This is a genomic window from Comamonas sp. Tr-654, from assembly GCF_011752915.1.
GTDB lineage: Bacteria > Pseudomonadota > Gammaproteobacteria > Burkholderiales > Burkholderiaceae_C > Comamonas.
In genome coordinates this window covers 142,718-162,639 of record NZ_VWWQ01000008.1, presented here as the reverse complement: position 1 = coordinate 162,639, position 19,922 = coordinate 142,718, and the positions used below count along the sequence as shown (strand labels likewise).

Below are 19,922 nucleotides of genomic sequence, written 5' to 3'. Positions count from 1 at the left end.
TGCGAATGGGCGCCGAAAGCAGCCCTTCTTACAGTTCTGTCATCGCTTGTTCACCCCAATCCACAAGGAGCTTTGACATGAACCAACGCCTGCGCAACATCGCCTTCTGCACCCTGAGCCTGGCCGCCGCCGCCGCTTCCGCAGCCACCGTTTCCACCCGCAGCATCGCCAGCGCCACTGCCTTGCAGCTGGCCCAGCAGACTGTGGCGGCCTGCAGCGCCGACGGCTATAACGTCAGCGCCTCGGTGCTGGATCGCTCGGGCGTGCTGCTGGCCATGGTGCGTGCCGACGGCGCAGGCCCTCATACTGTCGAAGCCTCGCGCGCCAAGGCCTTCACCTCGGCGTCGTCGCGCAACCCCACCAGCGGCATCGCCAAGGCCATTCAGTCCAATCCCGATGCAGCCGGCATGGCGAATATCCCCGGCTTCCTGGTACTGGGTGGTGGCGTGCCCCTGAAGATCGGCAATGAAACCATTGGCGCCATTGGCGTGGCTGGTGCGCCTGGCGGTCATCTGGACGAAGCCTGCGCCCAGAAGGCCATCACCGCGCTGAAGGATCAGTTGCAGTAATGGCCCCAGCACGCAGGTGAGAAAAACAGAGTTCGAGCCTGCGTGCGGCAAGGCCTGCGAAGCAGGCCGCCGCAGAGCGATCCCGCGAGCGGGTGGCGCTCTCCTTTAGCCGCTGGGGCTCAGAAAACCCCGTAGCGATAAGCAACATAGGCAGCCGCCGCCACCCCAATCAGACAGAGGACGGTCATGATTCTTGCCATGGGCGCTCCTTCGCATCAAGCATCAAATCGGGCTTGAACGCTTGCAGATAAAGCGTTACAAGCTATCAAAACAGATGTATCAAAGCACTCTGCACATGGTGATGTGGGGAATGCCGGCCTCCTCGTAAGGCTCGCCTACTGGCGTAAAGCCTGCGCGCAGATAGAAGGCTTCAGCATGGCGCTGCGCGTGCAGCACGATTTCCTTGTCGCCGCGATCGCGCGCCGCACCCATCAGGCTCTCGAGCACCATGCGTCCCCAGCGACCGCCGCGCACGCTGCGATCCACGGCCATGCGGCCGATACGCCCTACGCCCGGCGCATCGCTGACTAGCCTTCCTGTGGCCACGGGCTGGTTCAAGCCGTTGAACAGCACCACATGACGAGCCACAGGGTCGAGCTCGTCAATCTCGATCTCGCGCGGTACGCCCTGCTCGCGCACAAACACGGCCAGGCGCAGGCGCTCGGCATCGCGCCCCAGGTCGTTCCAGCTGCCCGAGCGCAGCGTGACAACCTCCTGCCCTGCCTCGTAGGCAGTGAGCAGATCCCGCAGGGCCTGAGGGACGGGCCTGGGGGTCTGCGTCGCCGCGTCGGCAAACACATAGATCAGCTCCACGGTGTTGAGCAGCTCCATGCCCCGGAAAATGCCCGCCTCGAACTGCAGCGAGGTATTGCCCTGTTTGACGCAGCGGATGCCGACATCCAGCACATCGCCCAAAGTGGCCGAGCCGTGATAGACCGTGCTGGCCTTTTTCACAAACAGCTCGCCGCCCAGCGACGCAAAGCCGGCCTCATAGGGAATGGCTAGCTGGCGCCAGTAGTTGGTGATGGCCACATCGGCATACATCAGATAGTGGGCGTTGAAAACAATCTTCTGCGCGTCCACCTCGGCCCAGCGCACCTCGATACGCGTAAAGCTGCGAAAGTCCTGTCGATTCATAGTTATTACTCTGGTTTCAATTCAATCCAAACGCGCCGCGCAAGGCTTGCGCCATGTCCCGGTGCGCCTGACGCGCTTCAGCAATCACGCGGCCCATCTTGACGAACTCATGGGTCACGCCCTTGTAGATTTCCAGATCCACGGCCACGCCCGCCATGCGCAACTTGTCAGCATATTCCACGCCTTCGTCCACCAGGGGGTCGCACTCGGCCAGGCCGATCCAGGCAGGTGCGACATCGTCTACATCGGGAGCCAGCAAAGGAGCGAAGCGCCAATCCTCGCGGTCCTGGCGCCTGGCGATATATTGCGCAAAGAACCAGGTGATGGAAGCCTCTTCAAGCACCAGTCCATGGGCAAAGCGGCGATGGGAGTCAGTGTCCTGGTGCGCCGTGGTGCCGGGATAGATCAGCAGCTGCAAGGCTAGCTTGAGGCCGGTATTGCGTGCTTCGATGGCACAGGCTGCCGCCAGCGTACCGCCGGCGCTGTCGCCGCCGACAGCCAGGCGGCTGCCGTCTGCCCCCAGGCTTTGCGCATGGGCTGCCAGCCACTGCAGCGCGTCCCAGGCATCGTCATGTGCGACGGGAAACTGGAACTTCGGCGCCAGGCGATAGTCCAGCGACACGACCATGCAGCCCGCCAGGTGCGCGAGCTGACGGCAAAGCTGGTCATGCGTGGCCACACTGCCCACCGTAAAGCCGCCACCGTGCAGATACAGCAGCGCAGGCAAGCCAGCAGCAGGGGCTTCATCGCGGGTCACAGGTGCATAGAGGCGGGCCGGCAGATTCGCTCCGTCGCGTGCAGGAATCTGCAGCTCCTCCACACGAGGCAAGGCCTGCTTGGGGATTTCAAGCACGCCGGCGCCAGCCTCATAGGCCGCCTTGGCAGCTTCCGCGCCGAGCTCGTGCATGGGAGTGCGCGCGGCCCGCTCCATGCGACGCAGCACATCGCGCATGGATGGTGTCAGACTGGCTGGCAAAGCCGCAGAGGAATCGGACATGATCACGATGAATAAAAAACACAGGCTGGCATTGTGCGTTGCAACTCCGAAGTCTGCAGGCCAATGCTGACAATTGTTCGGAATCGATACCGTCGCAGACGTTACAGGGAGCCAGCCCATGGTGGTGCCTGGCTACTGCCAGGAGCGTGTAAACGGGCTCAAGGCATCGGCCAAGGTCGCCAGCATAGCAACGCGGCTGCTGGCAGCTCACGGCAGCAGTTCATCGCTGAACCAACTGGCTGCGGCAGCTGTTCAAGGCGCCGAGGATTCCGCCCAGTAGTCCGAACCAGTGCGCCTGGGTGACGATATAGCCACCGATCAATTTCTGTTCGCGCGGATCGGGGCCGGCCCAGGACTGCCAGGCCAGCCAGCCCATGACAAGCAGCAGCACGGTGGCGGCCAGAAGATCCCGACGAAGCAGAACCGACGGCAGGAGAATCCAGACCATCAGTCCGTAGAGCAGGCCCGACATGCCGACATAGTCGCTCACCTGAGGCGAGGTGAACCACAACAGCAAAGAGACCAGAACGGCCAGAGAGCCCATGCAGGCAAGCAGACGCCTTGCCGTCCAGCTTGCATCCGCGAAAGAGCAGCACAGCAGCAAGCCGCAGGCATTGATTGCGGCATGAGCCCAGCTCAGGTGCACCCAATGTGCCGACAGCAGCCTCCACCATTGCCCATCGGCAAGTGCCGCTGTCTCATAGCGCAGCAGTCCTCGCCATGCAGCAGGCAGGGCCTGCAGCAAGGCCATCAGCATGCACATCAGCAGCGCACACTGCCTCGGTGAGAGAGCTCCCAGGCCGGACTTCATGCCTGGGGCTCGGGCCTGAGCCACAGCCAGATCTGCACGCAGGCCATGACTGCCACCGCCGATGCGCTCAGCCACGGGTTCTCGGCGATATGAAAGATCAGCGCAGAGCTGAACACCATGCTGGCACTGGCCATCCATTTGACGCGACGGCTTACCTGCCCGCCATCATCCCAGTTGCGCAACATGGGGCCGAACAGGGAGTGGGCATACAGCCAGCCGTGAAGCCTGGGCGAGCTGCGTACCGCCGCCCAGGCGGCCATCAGGATAAACACGGTCGTCGGCATGCCGGGCACCACGGCACCGATCAGGCCCAATATCACGCAGAGAACGGCGAAGACCATCAAAAGACAACGCAGGGGCAGGGAAAGGCGCTTATGCAATTCTTCTGGCCTTCGGGTCGGAAAGTCGGCGGATGAGGATGGTTCTGTCATGGATCAGGGAGGCGGAGAACGCACGATGCTCCATGCGATATCGCCGCCGCGATTTCCTATCAGGTTCAATATATTGGCCAGCGCCGCGTCCTGTCCGGGTTCGGCCCCGGCCAGTCCTTGAAAGCGCCAGCGACCCGCAAGCTGCTGGCCTTTTCCGCTCAGTTGCAGCGCACCTTGCAGCGTCTGCAGCTCAAAGCCCGGGCCCGCGCCTGTGCGCTGAGCGACAAGTGCCATGCGATAGCTTCCCAGCGGGCGCAGCGTGGAGAGTCGGGAAGACAGCGACAAGGCCTTCAACTCCAGACGCCCCTGCATGGAATCAGTCTCCATGCTCTCGGGCCATTGGAGAAAGGACGAGGACAGCTGAAGCTGGCCGTCCAGGCCCAGCGTGTTCCAGGGAGTACCCAGGCCTGCAAGCAGCTGGGCCGGCAGTTGCCAGTCCAGCCCTGACAGCTGAAACACCCGTCGCAAAGGCAGCCAGCGCAGTCGCACCGCTTGTCGCTGACAGCAAGCATGCTCAACAGCGACGCCAACACCCCAGTCCTGCAGGCTCAGGCCTTGCGCCTCACTGCTGCGGGTCGGATGCAGACTCCAGCTCAACCTCCCCGGCAAGGCTTGCGCATCATGGCTGCCCGCTCCGCCCGCCAGCATCAGCACTGCGGACCCCTTCCAGACGGAGCCGCGCACGTCCTGCAGCGCGATGCGCTGGCCACTCGCCATGGCGACCTGAGCCGCAAGCCAGTGCGCGGGGAAAAAGGCCAGCAGGCACAGCACGCCGCCGAGCAGTCCTCCCGCCATGGCCCAGCGCCATGGCGAGCCAGCCGTTGAAGGCCTTGAGCGGCCGCTTCTGCGCCAATGCGTTCCAGCTACCACGGTACGCAACAATGCTCAGGCATCGATGGCTGCAGGCTGCGGAAAATAGCGCTCCAGCAAGCTGCCAAAGCGGTCATAGGCAGCATTGGCACCAGCAATCACTCTGTCCTGGATTGCGGCATCGGCTAGCTCCGGCGCGTCGAGCGAAGCCACAAACGCACGCCAGGCCAGGGCCCGTCCCTGCGGATAGGCCGCCAGATTGCGGGCCCCGAAGGTCTCCGACAAACCCAGACGATCCCTGGCTTCCTTGAACAGGAAGGCTGCCCCCAGGGTCGAGCCCTCCGACACATACAGCCACCCCAGGGCCTCGGGCATGCCTACGGCCTCGCTGCCCAGTGCACCTTGCGGAAGCTCTGCCCCCAGATCGGCCAGATCAGCCAGCGAAGCCTCCTGACGCCCGCGCGCCTCCAGGTCAGGGACCGCTGCCTTGACGGCGGCATCCTGAAACAGATGCTCCACGTCGCGCTGGAACAGGTATTGGGCGGCGACAAAGCGCGCATAGCTGCCGCGATCGGCAAATGGATTGCCTTGCTCCATGAGCTCATGCATGCGCTCATGTTGCTGCGCGGTCTCCGTCTTGAGACGCTGGGAAAGTCGGGCCCCGCTCAAAGGGCTGGTTTGCAGATTCATGGTATTTCCTGACTTCAATTCGATGGCGAAGCAGCTCCGGGCTGGTCCAGCCCGGAGTCGCCTTGCTCCAGGTTTCGCCTCAGTTCGGCGAGGACTTCAAGCTGCGACGGCGTGCCCAGGCCAGGGCCGCCAACGGCGCCAGCAGCCAAGCGCTCAAAGGACCTCCTCCGCCGCCGCCATTGCTGCTGTTGCCCGTCTCTGTGCTTCCGCCGCTACCCGTTCCGGGCTGCGTGACTGCGGTAGCCTGTACCGTGACCTTGCTGGTCACGGGCTGACCGTCGTTCTGGCTGCTGCAAGTCAGACTGAAGCTGTTCTCGCCCTCAACCGCCAGTACCACGGGCACCTTGCTGCCGCTGGTCTGCTGCGCACCGCTCCAGGCACCGCTGGCAGTGCAGTTGCTGGCCTGGGTGGTGGACCAGCTCAGCTCGATGGTGGAACCAACGGCCGCGGTTGCGACGGAGGCCGTCAGCCCTTCGCTGAATGACGCGACAGGCAGGGGCACGTCAAAGGAGAAAATCGTGCCATTGCCGGTGTTTTCGATCACGGCGCTAGAAACGGCTTGCCCGCCGCCGCCCGCTGTCGCCGCGCCATAGATTTTTTGCACTCCGCCGGAAACAGCGCCCAAACTCAGACCTGCCAGAGTACCGCCCTCCGTCCCCAGATCAAAGCGATGCAGAACCTCATAGCTGTCATCCATGCGATCCGCGGCCTTGCCGAGCTTGATGCGGAACAACACACCAGCACCGACCGGCGTCTGCACTCCCGTCTTGGGGACATACATGGTCGAGCCGTCGCGGGCCGTCGTGCCGTAGATGTTGCCATCTGCGGCCAGCACCAGCGGCCCCGACGGCGCACTGCCATCGGCCTGCGCCGTGCCGTCAAGCGCCGCCTGGTCGCTGCCGCGGAAATAGTGCACCACGGCAAAACTGGAGGGATCGGATTTCTTTACGCGCCACAGCGTTCCGCCGTAGCGGTTGTCCATGGCGTTGCCAGCTGTAGGCGCATTGAACTGTGTCGTTCCGTAAAGCCACTCGCCGGCTTCTATCATGCCGACCACACGAGCGCCCTTGGCCGTAGGCTCGCCGTCACGGGCACGCATGAAGGTATGCAGAAGCTCTACTTGAGAAGCATCCAGCGTACCGTTGCGCGCAACAGCGCTGTCGATCGCCGCCTGGCTGAGCTTGACCAGGGTGCCCACCGAACGACCCAGGTTATCCGAGGTCAGCGAGCTGTCGGCAACACCGGTGGCAGACACGCCGGTCAGCACATACAAGGCCTGGTCGGACTTGCTCCAGATGCTGGCCACAGGCGCGCCGCCCTTGGTGTGCACCTGCGTGCTGCCCTGCGCCTGTGCGTATTGGCAGAAATCAAGCACCTTGGAATAGCTCTGGTCCGCATTCATGCGCCACAGCGTATTGGCCGTGGTGCTGGCTGCGCAGCTGGAAGCAGATTCGCCGGAACCCATATAAAGGTTGCCCGCTGCATCCAGAGCCATGCTGCCCAGGGGCTTGATGCTCGGCGCAGGGAGGGAGACAGCCTTACCGTCCTTGATATTGAAGACGGCTGGCACGGTCAGAAAGGACGAGGGATTGCTCGGGTCGGCACCATTGCCGGCGACAAAAAAGCCCCCTTGAGGCGTCGGCACCAGCGGCGTTGACCCAGAATAGATGCTACCCAGCAACTCGAAGCTATGGCTCTTGCCGGTGGCCGCATCCAGCCCATAAACCGTGCCCTGACCCCAGAACGACGGGGCAACAGCAGAAGCACCCAGAAATGTATGCCCATACAGACGCCCGTCGGTTGCCAGCACCGGCGGCACCATGGGCTTGCCACCACCGTTGTTGAGGCCGCCAAACTGATGCAGCACGGTGGGCTTGAACGCGGCAGGTGAAGTCTGGGCCATCGCCTGTGACAGGGGCAGAGCCAGTGCCAGAGCGGGGAAGGTGAGTCGTGTCACACGCCAGACCGAGAGTTGGATTGAATTCATTGCCATTGACTTTCCTGTGTAAGAACGAGAGGGAAGATGAAGCTCAGTCGAGCGCTTTGCGAGCAGCGCCGCGTGCGAGCCGGCGCTGCAGTGCCAGGCCCGCAAGCGGGGCCAGCAGCCACACAGACAACGGGCCACCACCGCCATTGCCGTAGGAGACCTGGTTGCCGTCCTCGGCGGTTGCCGGGGTGCTGACATAGACCACGGTGGAAGCTGAGACCTGGGCACCTGCAGCACCGCTTGCCACATCACAGGTCAGGGTGTAGCGATAGGTACCCCGAGCCGGGCGTAGCTCGACGCTGCCCTGTGTGGCCACCGAGCCCACCCAGTCGCCTGCTGTCGATGCCGCAGAACATTGCTTGGCGTTATTGGTGATCCAGGTCAATGAGACGGTTTCACCGGCCTTGATCTCACCGGCACTAGCCACCAGACTGGCATCGGCACGCGGGGTTTCGGCCGAATCCACGGCGAGCTGAAAAACCGTGCCGAAATCCGTGGAAACGACCTGTCCGGCGCTGTTCAGATAATGACCACCCATTGCGGTTGCTCCATACAGACGTCCGTCACCGCCCGCGCGCAAGCCCACAGGCTTGCGTCCATCCGTGCCCGAGAAGGAATGCACCAACTCGAAGCCGCCTTGCGTGACCTGTCCTTCGCCGTTCACCACAATGCTCGCCGGCCGGATGCGGTAGACGGTGCCGCAACCCACTTCGGAATTGGCCGCTGCACTGGACGGCGTGCACATATTGGCGCCGCCGGACAGGGTTGTGCCGTAGATAGCGCCGTCCGCAGCTCGCGCCAGGGGCCCGCGTGGCGTGGCCCCATCGGTATCGCTGAAGGTATGCAGGATCTGCAAAGCCCCCCCGCTTCTGGCAATGCGATAAAGCGCACCATAGGGCCTGGGACCGTCGTAGTAGGGCAAATCCCTGCCGTAACTCAGCGTCGCACTTGGAGCCCACTTGCGCGATCCGCAGGATGGGTTGTCGCGCGTGATGCTCTTGATGAAGGTGCCAGTGAGCGTGTTGTTCACATATACATGGCAGTCTCCGACCGAGGTTGCGCCATACAGATAGCCGTCGCCACCATCGATCAGCGACGACAGACCATGCTCCTGCCCTGCCCCCAAGGTGCGGTTGGTGACGTCACCGCCTGCAGTCACCCCTGCTTCATAGGGAATGCCACTGGGGTAAAGCACAAAGCCCTCGTTGGTGGCGTTGTCCTGGACATTGATTTCACCCTCGGCCAGCGTAAAGGTATGGAGCACGGTAAAGCCGCTCCCGTCGGCCGGGTTGAGACTGTAGAGCGTTCCCGTGGGGGTGCTCGCTGCCGTCGGCGTCGACGCAGCCAGTGGCAGGCCACGGTTGTAGGCAGTCACGCCATACAGCAGGCCGTCCTGACCCAGAATCAGGTCGTTCACAGACTGGCGCATGCCCGAGGGTCCGGCCGAAAACTCATGCAGCGTGCTTACCTTGCCGGAGGCGATATCGATCTTGAAAACCCGCCCCTGCCCCTTGGGCCCCTTGTCTACGCCATACAAGTTGTCCTGCGCATCAATGACCAGTGCACCGTTGGGCGAATACAGCTGCCCCTTCGTTCCCTGCAGGACGCCTGAATTGGCACCGTCGTAGTCGGTACGCACGATCACACCCAGGCCCACTGCGGGCGAGTAAACGATGTCGCTGGGCTGGTTCTTGCCCGCGTACCTCTCACCATAGGTGTTGCTCATTACTGCATAGAGGCTGCCATCGGAGGCCTTCACCGGTGTGCTCGAAATACGGCCGTGAAGGTCATTGACGGGGTTGTAGGCCACGCGCTCGTAGACCGAGACTCCGGCGCGCATGATGTACATGCCCAGCGAGGTATACATCTGCGAAGACAGCACGGTGGGGCCGCCACCGTTGAAGCCGCCGAACAGATAGCCTGCGCTGGATCCGGGACGCACCGCATACAGTGGGGGAGAGGTAGGGAAGCGCGCCCCGGGCCAGCCAATGGTTCCGTCGGGCGTGGTGACATCGTCGCCGGCGGGCCGCAACGCGGTGAGCATGGTCAGGCGTGCATCGCTGACCTTGGTCTGCGCGGCGGAAGGCATGGCGGCACAAAGCGCCGCGGCGATGCAGGCTGCAGCGGGCCAATGCAGCGGCCTGCCATGAAGAGCGGAAAAGGACATCACAGGGACCTTTGGGAAAAGACGGACGGATGGAAGCAGCGGCAAGGCGCGGGCCCGGGCCGAGGCTCAGAACTGGATGGACAAGGTGGCGATGGCGGTACGGCCAGGGCCGATGAAATAGCTGCCGCCCTGCATCTCGGAGTAGTTCAGATCGCGCAGGTTGTTGATGGACACACGCAAGGTGGCGTTGGGAGTGATTTCGTAGCTTGCCCAGAGGTCGAACAGACGCCAGGATTTCTGGTTGTAGCGCTCACCCTGCGTGGTCCAGACGCTGCTGTTGGTGCTGGGAGACTGAAAGCGCATGCGGCCACCCAGCGTCAGCTTCTTGTCGAGCAGACGCACACCGGCGCTCAGGCTAGCGGTCTTTCTGGGCGGCAGCACATACCAGATGTTGGCGTCGCCCGACTGGCCCAGATTGTTGTTGGGGTAGCCAGTCAGACTGCCCAGAGGAAAGGAGTCATAACCGCCCTTGCCGGTGTTGACGAGCATGTGGGTGTAGTTGAGACTGCCGAAGACGCGACCGTTGTCATAGTCGCCCTGCAGCTCCAGGCCCTTGCTGCGAAAAGGGTCCTGCAGATTCACATAGGCATAGGGCCCCAGCAGGCCGCCCCCGGCGGTATCGATGGGCGACATGATGCGCGCGAGCGTCACATAGTCGTTGACCTTGTTGTTGAACCAAGCCGCTTTCACTCGCAGCTTGTCGCCCTTGCTCAGCACATCGTCAAACACGCCATTGGCCCCGACCTCCCAGTTGCGCGAGCGCTCTGCGCGCAGATCCGGGTTGGGGTAGTAGGGAAAGAGGCTGCCCGTATGCTGGCCCCACATCAACGCCTCCGTCAGTGCCGGCGGACGCATGCCCCGGCCCACGCTGGCAAACAGCTGTATGGGCTCCACCGGTTTGACGGCCAGCGCCAAGCGGGGTGCGAAAGCGCCATCGTTGCGATCAGCCTTGAAGCGGGTGTACAGCGCCGTCGACGGGGGGCGCACGCCCGGAGGGTTGATGAGCGAGCCGACGCGCATGCGTCCATCCCCCTGCATGCCGTACCAGTCATAGCGTAGGCCACCTGTGAGCTCCAGCCAGTCGCTGTGCATCCAGTTGAGTTCCCCGAACAAACTGGCAACGGTGCGCTTGCCTTTCGGGGTCGAGCCCGCATACAGCGCCGTCGTGCCGGCATCCGCCCCCACCGAGAGCGCTTGTGCCTGCGGGTCGGTCCAGTCGTGGAAGAACTCCGCTCCGGTCTTGAGCAGCGCTGCATCCCTGGCTCCCCACTGAAGGCGGGAGGTGTTCTCGAGCGTCCCCCCCACGGTACTGGTCTGGTACTGCAGGTCATAGGCATAGGGGTCCAGCGTGCCGCCCGCGTAGCGATGCGCCTGATTGCGGGTACGGGTGAAGTAGAGGCTGGACTTGAGATCCACCAGAGCGCTTGCGGACGGGTTCCACGCGTAGTTGGCGAGCAAGGTATCGGTACGGACATGGTTGAGAATGCCCCCACCACTGGCCGACTGCGGCTTCTCGCCGAACTTCGCATCCATGCCGATATAGCTGAACTTGAGCTGCTGCTCAGGCGCGAAACGCCAGGTGCTCTTGAGCAATACCGAAGTCTGATCCTGCGAGGTCAGTTGGCTCACGCCATGCACCTGACCATCCACATCGGCCGTCATGGACCCACGGCGGCCCTTTTCAAATTCGCCGACCTTCTTGCGACTGACCAGCATTACCAGATCAAGGTCCTCACGGGGCTTGAGGCCCAGAGCCGCACTGCCGGCAAAGTGATAGCCGTTGTTGCCACTCGAAAGATTCAGCCGGGCGCCGCGGGTGCTGCCGTCCTTTATCAGGTCGTCTACTTCGAGCGTGCGGAAGTTGACAACCCCCGCAATCATCCCTGCGCCGCCCACTGTGGAGGTTGGTCCTTTGGAGATATCCACACCGCCCAGCATTTCCGGATCGAGATACACCGAGCCGTTGGAGCCATGTCCGCTTTGCTGGTAGTTCTGGCGTGTGCCGTCGATCATCACGTTGACCCGGCCAAAATCCTGCATGCCACGAATATTCACCGACACCCCCGGATCCCTGCGGCTTTGCGAGGTATAGACACCCGGCACCTCTGCAAGAACATCGGCAGTATTGCGCGGTGGCAAACGGTCGATCTCCTCGCGCGTGACCACGGCCACCGAGGCTGCCGTCTCGAACACCTGCTGGCGTGCATCCTTTTTCGCGACGACCAGCACCTCGTCCAGATTGCGTTCCTGCACACCGGCCCGCGCACCTTGCGCCGCTTTCGGGGAACGGGCAGCTGCCGGCCGAACACGCCATGCGCCCGGCCCTTCGCTTTGCGCCTGCAGCGGATGATCCTCCAGCAGCGAATCCAGCGCAGCTTGAACCGTTGCCATGCCCTTGAATCCTCGGCTCTGCTTGCCTTGCACCAGGGCCGGATCAAACGCGATCATGACCTGAGCCTCACGGGCCAGTTGATTCAGCACCGCTTCCACAGGAGCTGCGGGAATCGAATACGAGCGCAACGCCTGATTGCTCGCCTGGGACGCGATTTGCGCATGGGCAGCCACCGGCGCCAGCGTGCCCCAGGCAAGGCTGACCGCGGCGGCGGTCAGGGCAAGTGCGGCGGGGTGCCTAGGCGCGGATGCACGCATGCGTGACAGGCGACGGGGGAGCATGAATAAGTCCTTTCTGAAAGCCGCCATGTCAGACCTGCCAAACGGCGGTCTTTTTCAAGGCGCTACTGTTAACAAGGACGAAGCAGCTCGCCAAACCCGTAATGTTTTTTGAAATTTTTTTTGTGCCTTGTGCGACCAGCCAGAAAACTTCAGCCGCGCGGCACCAGCGTGACCCAGTAACGCGTACGTCGGCGCAACTCCAGAGGCCATGTTTTCTGCAGCAGATCCAGGCTGCGCTCGGTGTCCCTCAGACTGAACACTCCGGAGATAGGCAGTTGCGCCACACGCTCATCGCAAGCCAGATACCCGGCCCGGTATCGACCGAGCTGCGCCACGAGAACCGACAGCGGCATGCTTCGGGCCACCAGCAGCCCATCCGTCCACGCGTCGCCATCACCGTCGCCGGCCTTCAGCTCATGAACTCCCGAAGCATCGAACCAGGCCTGCTCGCCCTGACGCAGAAGCTGGACTTGTGACGTCGCTTGAGGTCTGAGCTCGACGGCATCGCTCAATACCTGCACCTGGGTGCCGTCCTCCCGCACCTGCGTCTGAAAGCGGGTGCCAAGCGCTAGCACCTGACCGTGTGGCGTCTGCACGAACAAAGGACGATAGCGCTGCGCCTCGCTGTCGGACCCCGAGGTCAGCGCAATGCGCCCCCTGATCAGAACCAGGCGTCTCTCGCCCTCATCGAAGCGCAGGTTCACGGCCGTCGAAGTGTCCATCAGCATGACGGAGCCGTCGGCGAGCACCACGCGGCGCACTTCACCCACTCCGGTACGAAGATCGGCCAGCAAGGCACTGTCGCTCCAATGCCGATTCGCTATCAGCACGCTACACCCGGTCCCCATCACAATGGCCATCAGCCCCATGGCCTTGCGCCGCCCCATATGCTTGCTCGCGCCATTCAGGGTCTGTTGCGCCAGAGCGGCCGGTACCGCAGGCATGGCGGCAAAACGACTTTGAATGCCCTGTAGTCGCTCCCAGGCCAGGGCATGCTCGGGCGCAGCCTCTCTCCAGAGCCTGCACTCATCCCAGACGGCTGCGGAGGCACTGCCCCCCTGAAGACGCACCAGCCATGCGATGGCCTTCTGCACCACCTCCGGCGATGGCTCGTTCGGAGCTGCGCTCATGCCGCGGTATCCAGATAAACGATGCGGTAGCAGTGCGCAAAGGCCGCCGCCATGTATTTCTCGACCGAGCTCAGGGACACACCCAGACGCGCCGCCACTTCCTTGTAGGTCAGCCCATCGAGCTGCGCCAGCAAAAAGGCACTGCGCGCGCGGGCACCCAGCCCGTCCAGCATGCGATCTATCTGCTCCAGTGCCTGCAGCACAATGGCCCGCTCCTCGGGCGAAGGACATACGGGCTCCGGCATCTGGGCCAAGGTCTCAAGATAGGCCCGCTCCAGAGACATGCGCCGGCAATGATCGATCAGCACGCTGCGTGCCACCGTGGCGAGAAAGGCCCGAGGCTCCTGCAACTCCTCCGGGCACTGCCTGAGCAGACGCATATAGGTATCCTGCGCCAGGTCTGACGCGTCCTGCACACAATGCACTCGCCGCCTCAGCCAGTTCACCAGCCATCCGTGGTGGTCGCAATAAAGCGTGTGTAAAAGAGAAGAAGAACTAGCTTGCACACCAACCATGGCTCATGATTTCCGTACGGCTCAAATTTAATTACTGAGAATCATTCTCAATTGTATTCATTTGAAACACATACCATGCTTATCCTTGCATAGCTCAGGGGAATGCAGAGCTGATCCCCAGTCATGAATCGCCCAACGCTCCGGGAAGGGCCTGCCCGGCAGACACCGGCCAGTGATCGGAAACCTACGTATACCGCCTTCCCAGGCCTTGCAAGCCGAACCAAGAAACAAATAAAAATCATTCTCAATAAAGTCTATACTCGGCTTTACATTTCTTCGCACGCCAGCATGATTTCTTGACACAAGCCAGCCAGCGAACCAGCCGCACCGTTTGTCTGTCTGTCATGCTGAGTTTCCCGTCTAACTGCGTTTCCTTGCCACGGGCGTTTCGCCCGCGCTTTGTCATTGCGGCTTCTGAATGCCGCAATCCTTGCCGCCCGCCAGCGCATCAGGAGGCGGCATGAAAGCCAGCGCCCCCCTTGCGTATTACCGGATTGCCGTTGCCTCGCGCAGCCTGGCTGCCGCCCTAGGCGGCTATGCGCTGGCAGCCGTCAGTACAGCCGCACTGAGTCTGCTGCTGAGTTCGCTGATAAGCCGCGTGGAGGCGGTGATGACAGCCACCCTGCTGTCCTGGGTCATCTACGCCATGGCGATTGGCTGGACTTTCTATGCGCGCACAGCCTGGCTTGCCTGGGCGGGGGTACTTCTTCCGACGCTGTCCTTGGGGGCATTGATATACGGGACATCGTGGTGGGGAGTGCAGGCATGACCGGCTCTCGAACCACGCACCAGCCCGAGCAGGAAGGTTTTCGCCAGGCCATGTCCTGGTTGCACACCTGGTCAGGTTTGATTCTGGGCTGGCTTTTGTTTGCGATTTTCGTCACCGGCACGCTGAGCTTTTTCAAGAACGAATTCAATCTGTGGATGCGGCCCGAGCTGCACGGTCTGCCCGCGTCCGACAGCGACGTCGCACAACGCGCCCAGGCGGCGCTGCACGAGCGCGCGCCGGGCGTCAGCAACTTCATCATGCGCCTGCCCGATGAACGCACTCCGGCCGTGAATGTACTGTGGCGCGACAAGCCCAACAGCCGCTTCGAAACCTTGCTGCTGCACCCGCAGACCGGTGTCGCACTGCAGGCCCGTGAGACCGCTGGCGGAGAGTTCTTCTACCGTTTTCACTTCGAACTTCGCACCGCTCACAAGGGCCGCTGGACGATTCAGGGCCGCTGGGTGGTGGGCGTAGCCACGCTGATGATGTTCATTGCCTTGCTGACCGGCGTGGTCACGCATCGCCGCATCTTCAAGGACTTCTTCACCTTTCGCCCGCGCAAGGGCGGACAGCGCGCCTGGCTGGACGCACACAATGTGTCGGGCGTGCTGGTGCTGCCCTTTTATCTGATGATCACCTTCAGCGGTCTGATGATTTTTCACGCCATGTATATGCCAGCCGGCATAGCCGCCGCCTACCCTGGCGCAAAAGGAACGGACACGCAAAGCTATTTTTCCGAGCTGCAGGGCGATGTTCCCGGTGCACGCAGCGCCAGGCGCGGCGGCAACGCGCAGGCCGAGCCCTTGCCCATGCTGGATCTGGCCCCCATGCTGAGCCAGGCCAGTCAGCTATGGCAGGGCGGCCGTGTCGGCAGCATCACGGTGCGCAGCGACAGCCAGGGCCCTCTGGTGGAAATCACCCGCCACGACGGCGACAGACTGCAATACGGACCAGCACGGCTGCGTTTCGATGGCCGCACCGGCCAGCTGCAGACCCAGGTCGATCCGCAGGGCCCGGCCATCAAGACCTATGGAGTGCTCTATGGCCTGCATCTGGGGCGCTTCGCCGATACCGGGATGCGCTGGGTGTTGTTTGGCTTTGGCGTCATGGGTTCGCTGATGATTGCCTCAGGACTGATACTGTGGTCCGTCAAGCGCCGCGCCCAGGCCCTGCGCAAGACGCCTGCCGCCCCCCTGCCCTTTGGCGAAAGGCTGGTGGCAAGTTTCAATATCGGCCTCATGGGCGGCCTGCCGCTGGCGATTGCGGCCTATCTGCTGGCCAACCGGCTGCTGCCCCTGGAAATGCCCGGCCGACCCGATGCCGAGCTGTCCTGCTTTTTCGGCATCTGGATACTGGCCTTGCTGCTGGGTCTGGTACGGCCTTCACGCCAGGGCTGGGTGCTGGTCCTGGGCATGGCCGCCCTCGCCTATCTGCTTCTGCCCTTGGTCAATGCCCTGACCACCTCCACCCATCTGGGCATCAGCCTGCCAGCCCTTGACTGGAGCTGGGCCGGCATGGACCTGAGTTTTGCGGCCACGGGACTGATGCTTGCCGCCCTCACCCGGCATCTGCTCAGGCACAGGCCCCAGCCCGCAGCCAGACATGCGGCCGCTGCCAAGTCCGAGCGCAAACCCAACGCCGCGCGGATTCCCGGCGACAACACGGCGCAGGAGGCTTAACAGATGCTGCTCGACTTTCTGTTGTGCTTTGCCGCCTGGACGGCCCTGGCCTTGGCCATGGACCGACATCACGAAGATGCCTGGCCCGGGGTGGACAGTGAAGCCCCTGCAGCCGCAGTGCTGCGCCAGCGCCTGTTCAAGAGTGGTTGGGCGCTGCTGGGCTTGTCCCTGGGCATTGCACTGTGCTTGCCGGCTGCGAGCAGCGTCGCCCTGTCGGCAACGGCCTGGACCGCAGCTCTGTGCCTGTCGGCGCTGGCTGCCACCGCCCTGGCCACCTGGCAAGCGCCGCGCCTGCCCGTGCTCGGCCTGGCAGCGCTGGGCCTGGCATTACTGGTTTTTTGCTTCAGCCGCCTCGGTCATTGAGACACCAAGCCGGACCCGCCCGGCCAGCCGCCGCCCATCGACGACCCGCAAGCACAAAGAAAGCGCAGGGTCGCGCTTCAGCTCGGCGCTCGCGTGCGGACACCGGACCGACAGTCTTCGCTCAAGCATAGCCCTTCATTCAACTACCGGCATCCAAGGAGATTTTCATGCGCCACTTTCATCATGCCCTAGGCCTCGCCACCTTTCTGCTTGCCAGCCTTGGCACGGCCCAGGCCCATCAAGTCTGGCTGGAGAACAATGGCGGCCAGGCTCAGCTGTTCTTTGGCGAGTTCAACGACAACCTGCGCGAGACTTCGCCCGGTGCGCTGGACAAATTTCTGACCACGCCCACGCTGGCCCAGCAAACAGCCAGCGGCACACAGCAACTGAGCGGCCAACGAAATGCCACAGGCTTCAGCTACAACGCCGCAAGTCAGGCCCAAACTCTTTTTGCCAGCGCCGCCTATCCCCTGATCGACCGCAGCAAGCGCAATGAGCCAGCCCTGCTATGGGTGCCTGCGGCCCGCTGGGTGGCAACGCCGGGACAAGCCGTGGCCGCCAATGCCCAAGCCCTTGATCTGGTGCCCACAGGCAAGCCGGGCCAGCTCATGGTGAGCTTCAACGGAATGGCCCTGCCCAAGACCAAGGTGCAGATCGTCGCACCGTCGGGCTGGTCACGCGAGGCTCAAAGTGACGAGCAAGGCCGTGTCAGCTTTGCCCTGCCCTGGAAGGGACTGTATGTGGCCGAGGTGCATCACAGCCACAAGCAAGGCGGCGAGGCGCAAGGCAAGAGCTATGGCGAGGCCAGCTATGTGACCACGCTGAGTTTCAGCGTCGAAGACGGCATGCCATCGCCCGCCCTGCCTGCAGCCGCCAAGCCCTGATGCGCTGCCGCGATTCGAACCCGTCAACGCAAACGGCCCCAACGCTTTTTTGCAGGGCCATCCATCTGACAAACGCAACATGAACTCCTCTTATTCCGGTCTGACCGACCGACGCTCGCTGGCCTTGCTCAGCGCACTAGCCTGTTTGAGCCTGGGCACACAGGCTCAAACCTCGCCTTCCACCACCAGCACCAACAGCAATGCCGAAGTCACGCTCGCCCCTGTCACCGTGCAAGACAATCTGGCCGGCGAAACCGCCACAGGCCCGGTCACCGGCTTTGTCGCACGGCGGGCGATTTCGGCCACCAAGACAGATACGCCCCTGATCGAAACGCCGCAATCAATCAGCGTGGTCACGCGCGACCAGTTCGAGGCCCAGGGGGTGACTACTCTGCGTGAAACCACACGTTATACGGCGGGCATCAACTCCAGCTATTTCGACAACCGCGTGGACTCCTTCAAGGCGCGCGGCGGCGATGTCAGCCAGTACCAGGACGGATTGCTGCGCACCTACGGCACCTACAACAACATCAAGGTCGAGCCCTACACGCTGGAGCGCGTGGAGTTTCTGCGCGGACCTTCCTCCGTGCTCTACGGACAGGGCAGCGTGGGCGGCGTGCTCAACCTGACCAGCAAGCGCCCACAGGCCGAGCGGCTGAATGAGGTGCAGATTCAGCTTGGAAGCCACGGCCGCAAGCAGATTGCCAGCGACATGACCGGCGCCATGGACGAGGAAGGCAAGTGGCTTTATCGCCTAGTGGCCGTGGGCCGCGACAGCAACACCCAGGTCGACCACGTCAAGGATGACCGCGTGGTGATTGCGCCCTCCCTGACCTATCGTCCCAGCACCGATACCTCGCTCACTCTGCAAGCCCTGTACCAGAAGGACAGGAGCGGCTCCATCACCCAGTTCTTTCCCTGGCAGGGCACGCGCCTGCCCAGCCCCTACGGACAGATTCCGACCCGCACCTTTATCAGCGAACCCGGCTGGGACAAGTACGACTCCGAAAACAAATCCTTTGGCTATCTGTTCAGCCACCGCCTGAACTCGCAATGGACACTGCGCCAGAACCTGCGCCGCACCATCAGCGAAGTGGATTACCGTACGCTCTACACCAGCTTTGCCGCCAATGCAGCCACCGGCCGCCCTGCACGCCCGGTGTTTGACGCCAATGGCCGCACCGTACAGCGCGATGCCGTATGGCAGATCAACGGCGGACGCATGCTGCTGGTCGACACGCAGCTCGAAGGCCTGCTGCAGACCGGTGAGGTGCAACATCAGTTGCTGGCCGGCATGGACTGGCAGCGCAACACCAGCAACCAGTCCAACTGGCGCGGACCAGGCACAGCCCTGGATGTCTACAACCCCGTGTATGGCACGTTCACGCCGCCCTCGGCCTCCCAGCTGGTACGTGCGCCCAACGTGGCGCAGCGCCAGCTCGGCTTCTATCTGCAAGACCAGTTGCGCTGGGGCCCCTGGACCGCGACGGTGGGCCTGCGTCATGACAAGGCCAAAACCGAGACCGAAGGTCGCCCGGCAGCAGCGGCCGACGACTCTGCCACCACCAAGCGCCTGGGCGTGACCTACCAGGCCGGCGGCGGCTGGGCGCCGTATGTCAGCTATACGGAATCCTTCCAGCCACTGGGCGGTGTGGACTTCTACGGCACGCCGTTCAAGCCCCAACGCGGCAAGCAGCTGGAAGCCGGCGTCAAATGGATTCCGGAGGGCAAAGGTCTGTCTGGTTATGCAGCGGTCTATGGACTGCGCGAACAGAATCGCAAGACCAATGACCCAGCCAACCCACTCAACAGCCTGCAACTGGGCGAAGTCAAAACCCAGGGCTTTGAAGCCGAGCTGATCGCCAGCCTGGCCAGAAACTGGGACTGGACACTGGCCTACGCCTATACCGACGCAAAGATCAGCCGCAGCAACGCTGGCGATCAGGGGCAGCGTGTAGCCGCAGTATCACGCCATATGGCATCGAGCTGGCTCATGCACCGCTTTGCGGCCCAGGGCCGCGGCGGCTGGAGCGTCGGCGCGGGCCTGCGCTATCTCGGCCCGCAGTGGAGCGGTACTTCTGCCATCGACACGCCGTCAGCCCTGCTGGCCGACGCGATGGTGGCCTATGACGCCGGCGACTGGCGCCTGGCCCTGCATGCCAACAATATCGGCGACAAGGTGGTGATCACCCAATGTCTGTCGCGTGGCGACTGCTTCTACGGCGAACGCCGCAACTTCCTGCTGACTGCCAGCTATCGCTATTGAGCGAGCAGCTCGGGGCCGGCAACAGGAATTTCCGTCCCGCTTCC

General features: G+C 63.0%; 17 protein-coding genes. 6 read left to right on the top strand and 11 right to left on the bottom strand.

Annotation, left to right across the window (positions count from 1 at the left end):
- Nucleotides 1-77 precede the first annotated feature (77 nt).
- Nucleotides 78-569: a heme-binding protein gene (locus F3J24_RS22010; protein WP_003077262.1), complete on the top strand. Its 492-nt coding sequence runs from the start codon at nt 78-80 to the stop codon at nt 567-569.
- A 279-nt stretch (nt 570-848) separates the two neighbouring features.
- Here the strand turns inward: F3J24_RS22010 and F3J24_RS22005 are convergent, their stop codons facing one another.
- The 11 genes from F3J24_RS22005 to F3J24_RS21955 all read right to left on the bottom strand — a co-directional run bounded on the left by F3J24_RS22005 (nt 849) and on the right by F3J24_RS21955 (nt 13,917).
- Entirely contained in the window at nt 849-1,706 is an 858-nt protein-coding gene (locus tag F3J24_RS22005; RefSeq protein WP_167010689.1) for a GNAT family N-acetyltransferase, read from the bottom strand.
- Nucleotides 1,707-1,722: 16 nt separating this feature from the next.
- Nucleotides 1,723-2,703, bottom strand: coding sequence for an alpha/beta hydrolase (locus tag F3J24_RS22000; protein WP_167010687.1), 981 nt, complete (start codon nt 2,701-2,703; stop codon nt 1,723-1,725).
- Nucleotides 2,704-2,923: 220 nt separating this feature from the next.
- Entirely contained in the window at nt 2,924-3,589 is a 666-nt protein-coding gene (rrtA, locus tag F3J24_RS21995; RefSeq protein ID WP_370527764.1) for a rhombosortase, read from the bottom strand.
- A complete protein-coding gene (locus F3J24_RS21990) occupies nt 3,511-3,855 on the bottom strand; it encodes a YbaN family protein (RefSeq protein ID WP_167010685.1) in 345 nt (114 codons plus the stop codon). Before F3J24_RS21990 ends, rrtA begins: the two co-directional genes overlap by 79 nt.
- Nucleotides 3,856-3,948: 93 nt before the next feature.
- The gene (gene gspN, locus F3J24_RS21985) at nt 3,949-4,740 is read right to left on the bottom strand and encodes a type II secretion system protein N (protein WP_167010683.1); all 792 of its coding nucleotides are present in this window, start codon (nt 4,738-4,740) and stop codon (nt 3,949-3,951) included.
- A 90-nt stretch (nt 4,741-4,830) separates the two neighbouring features.
- On the bottom strand, nt 4,831-5,445 hold the full coding sequence (locus F3J24_RS21980; RefSeq protein ID WP_167010682.1) for a biliverdin-producing heme oxygenase: 615 nt from the start codon (nt 5,443-5,445) through the stop codon (nt 4,831-4,833).
- A 79-nt stretch (nt 5,446-5,524) separates the two neighbouring features.
- Entirely contained in the window at nt 5,525-7,432 is a 1,908-nt protein-coding gene (locus F3J24_RS21975; protein ID WP_167010681.1) for a hypothetical protein, read from the bottom strand.
- A gap of 43 nt (nt 7,433-7,475) precedes the next feature.
- A complete protein-coding gene (locus F3J24_RS21970; protein WP_167010680.1) occupies nt 7,476-9,599 on the bottom strand; it encodes a choice-of-anchor tandem repeat GloVer-containing protein in 2,124 nt (707 codons plus the stop codon).
- A 66-nt stretch (nt 9,600-9,665) separates the two neighbouring features.
- Nucleotides 9,666-12,272, bottom strand: coding sequence for a TonB-dependent receptor (locus F3J24_RS21965; RefSeq protein WP_167010679.1), 2,607 nt, complete (start codon nt 12,270-12,272; stop codon nt 9,666-9,668).
- 149 nt (nt 12,273-12,421) lie between these two features.
- Nucleotides 12,422-13,402, bottom strand: coding sequence for a FecR domain-containing protein (locus F3J24_RS21960; protein WP_167010677.1), 981 nt, complete (start codon nt 13,400-13,402; stop codon nt 12,422-12,424).
- Nucleotides 13,399-13,917, bottom strand: coding sequence for a sigma-70 family RNA polymerase sigma factor (locus F3J24_RS21955; protein WP_167010675.1), 519 nt, complete (start codon nt 13,915-13,917; stop codon nt 13,399-13,401). Before F3J24_RS21955 ends, F3J24_RS21960 begins: the two co-directional genes overlap by 4 nt.
- Before the next feature lie 460 nt (nt 13,918-14,377).
- On the opposite strand from F3J24_RS21955, the gene F3J24_RS21950 reads away from it, so the two are divergent.
- From F3J24_RS21950 to F3J24_RS21930, 5 genes are all read left to right on the top strand, one after another.
- Nucleotides 14,378-14,686: a DUF3649 domain-containing protein gene (locus tag F3J24_RS21950; protein WP_167010673.1), complete on the top strand. Its 309-nt coding sequence runs from the start codon at nt 14,378-14,380 to the stop codon at nt 14,684-14,686.
- Nucleotides 14,683-16,365 (top strand): PepSY domain-containing protein, encoded by a 1,683-nt coding sequence (locus tag F3J24_RS21945; RefSeq protein WP_167010671.1) that lies wholly within the window; start codon nt 14,683-14,685, stop codon nt 16,363-16,365. The genes F3J24_RS21950 and F3J24_RS21945 overlap by 4 nt, the downstream gene beginning before the upstream one ends.
- A gap of 3 nt (nt 16,366-16,368) precedes the next feature.
- Nucleotides 16,369-16,728, top strand: a complete 360-nt coding sequence (locus tag F3J24_RS21940; RefSeq protein WP_167010669.1) for a DUF3325 family protein — start codon at nt 16,369-16,371, stop codon at nt 16,726-16,728.
- Between the two features lie 167 nt (nt 16,729-16,895).
- Nucleotides 16,896-17,612 (top strand): DUF4198 domain-containing protein, encoded by a 717-nt coding sequence (locus tag F3J24_RS21935; RefSeq protein ID WP_167010667.1) that lies wholly within the window; start codon nt 16,896-16,898, stop codon nt 17,610-17,612.
- Between the two features lie 79 nt (nt 17,613-17,691).
- On the top strand, nt 17,692-19,878 hold the full coding sequence (locus F3J24_RS21930; RefSeq protein ID WP_167010665.1) for a TonB-dependent siderophore receptor: 2,187 nt from the start codon (nt 17,692-17,694) through the stop codon (nt 19,876-19,878).
- Nucleotides 19,879-19,922 lie beyond the last annotated feature (44 nt).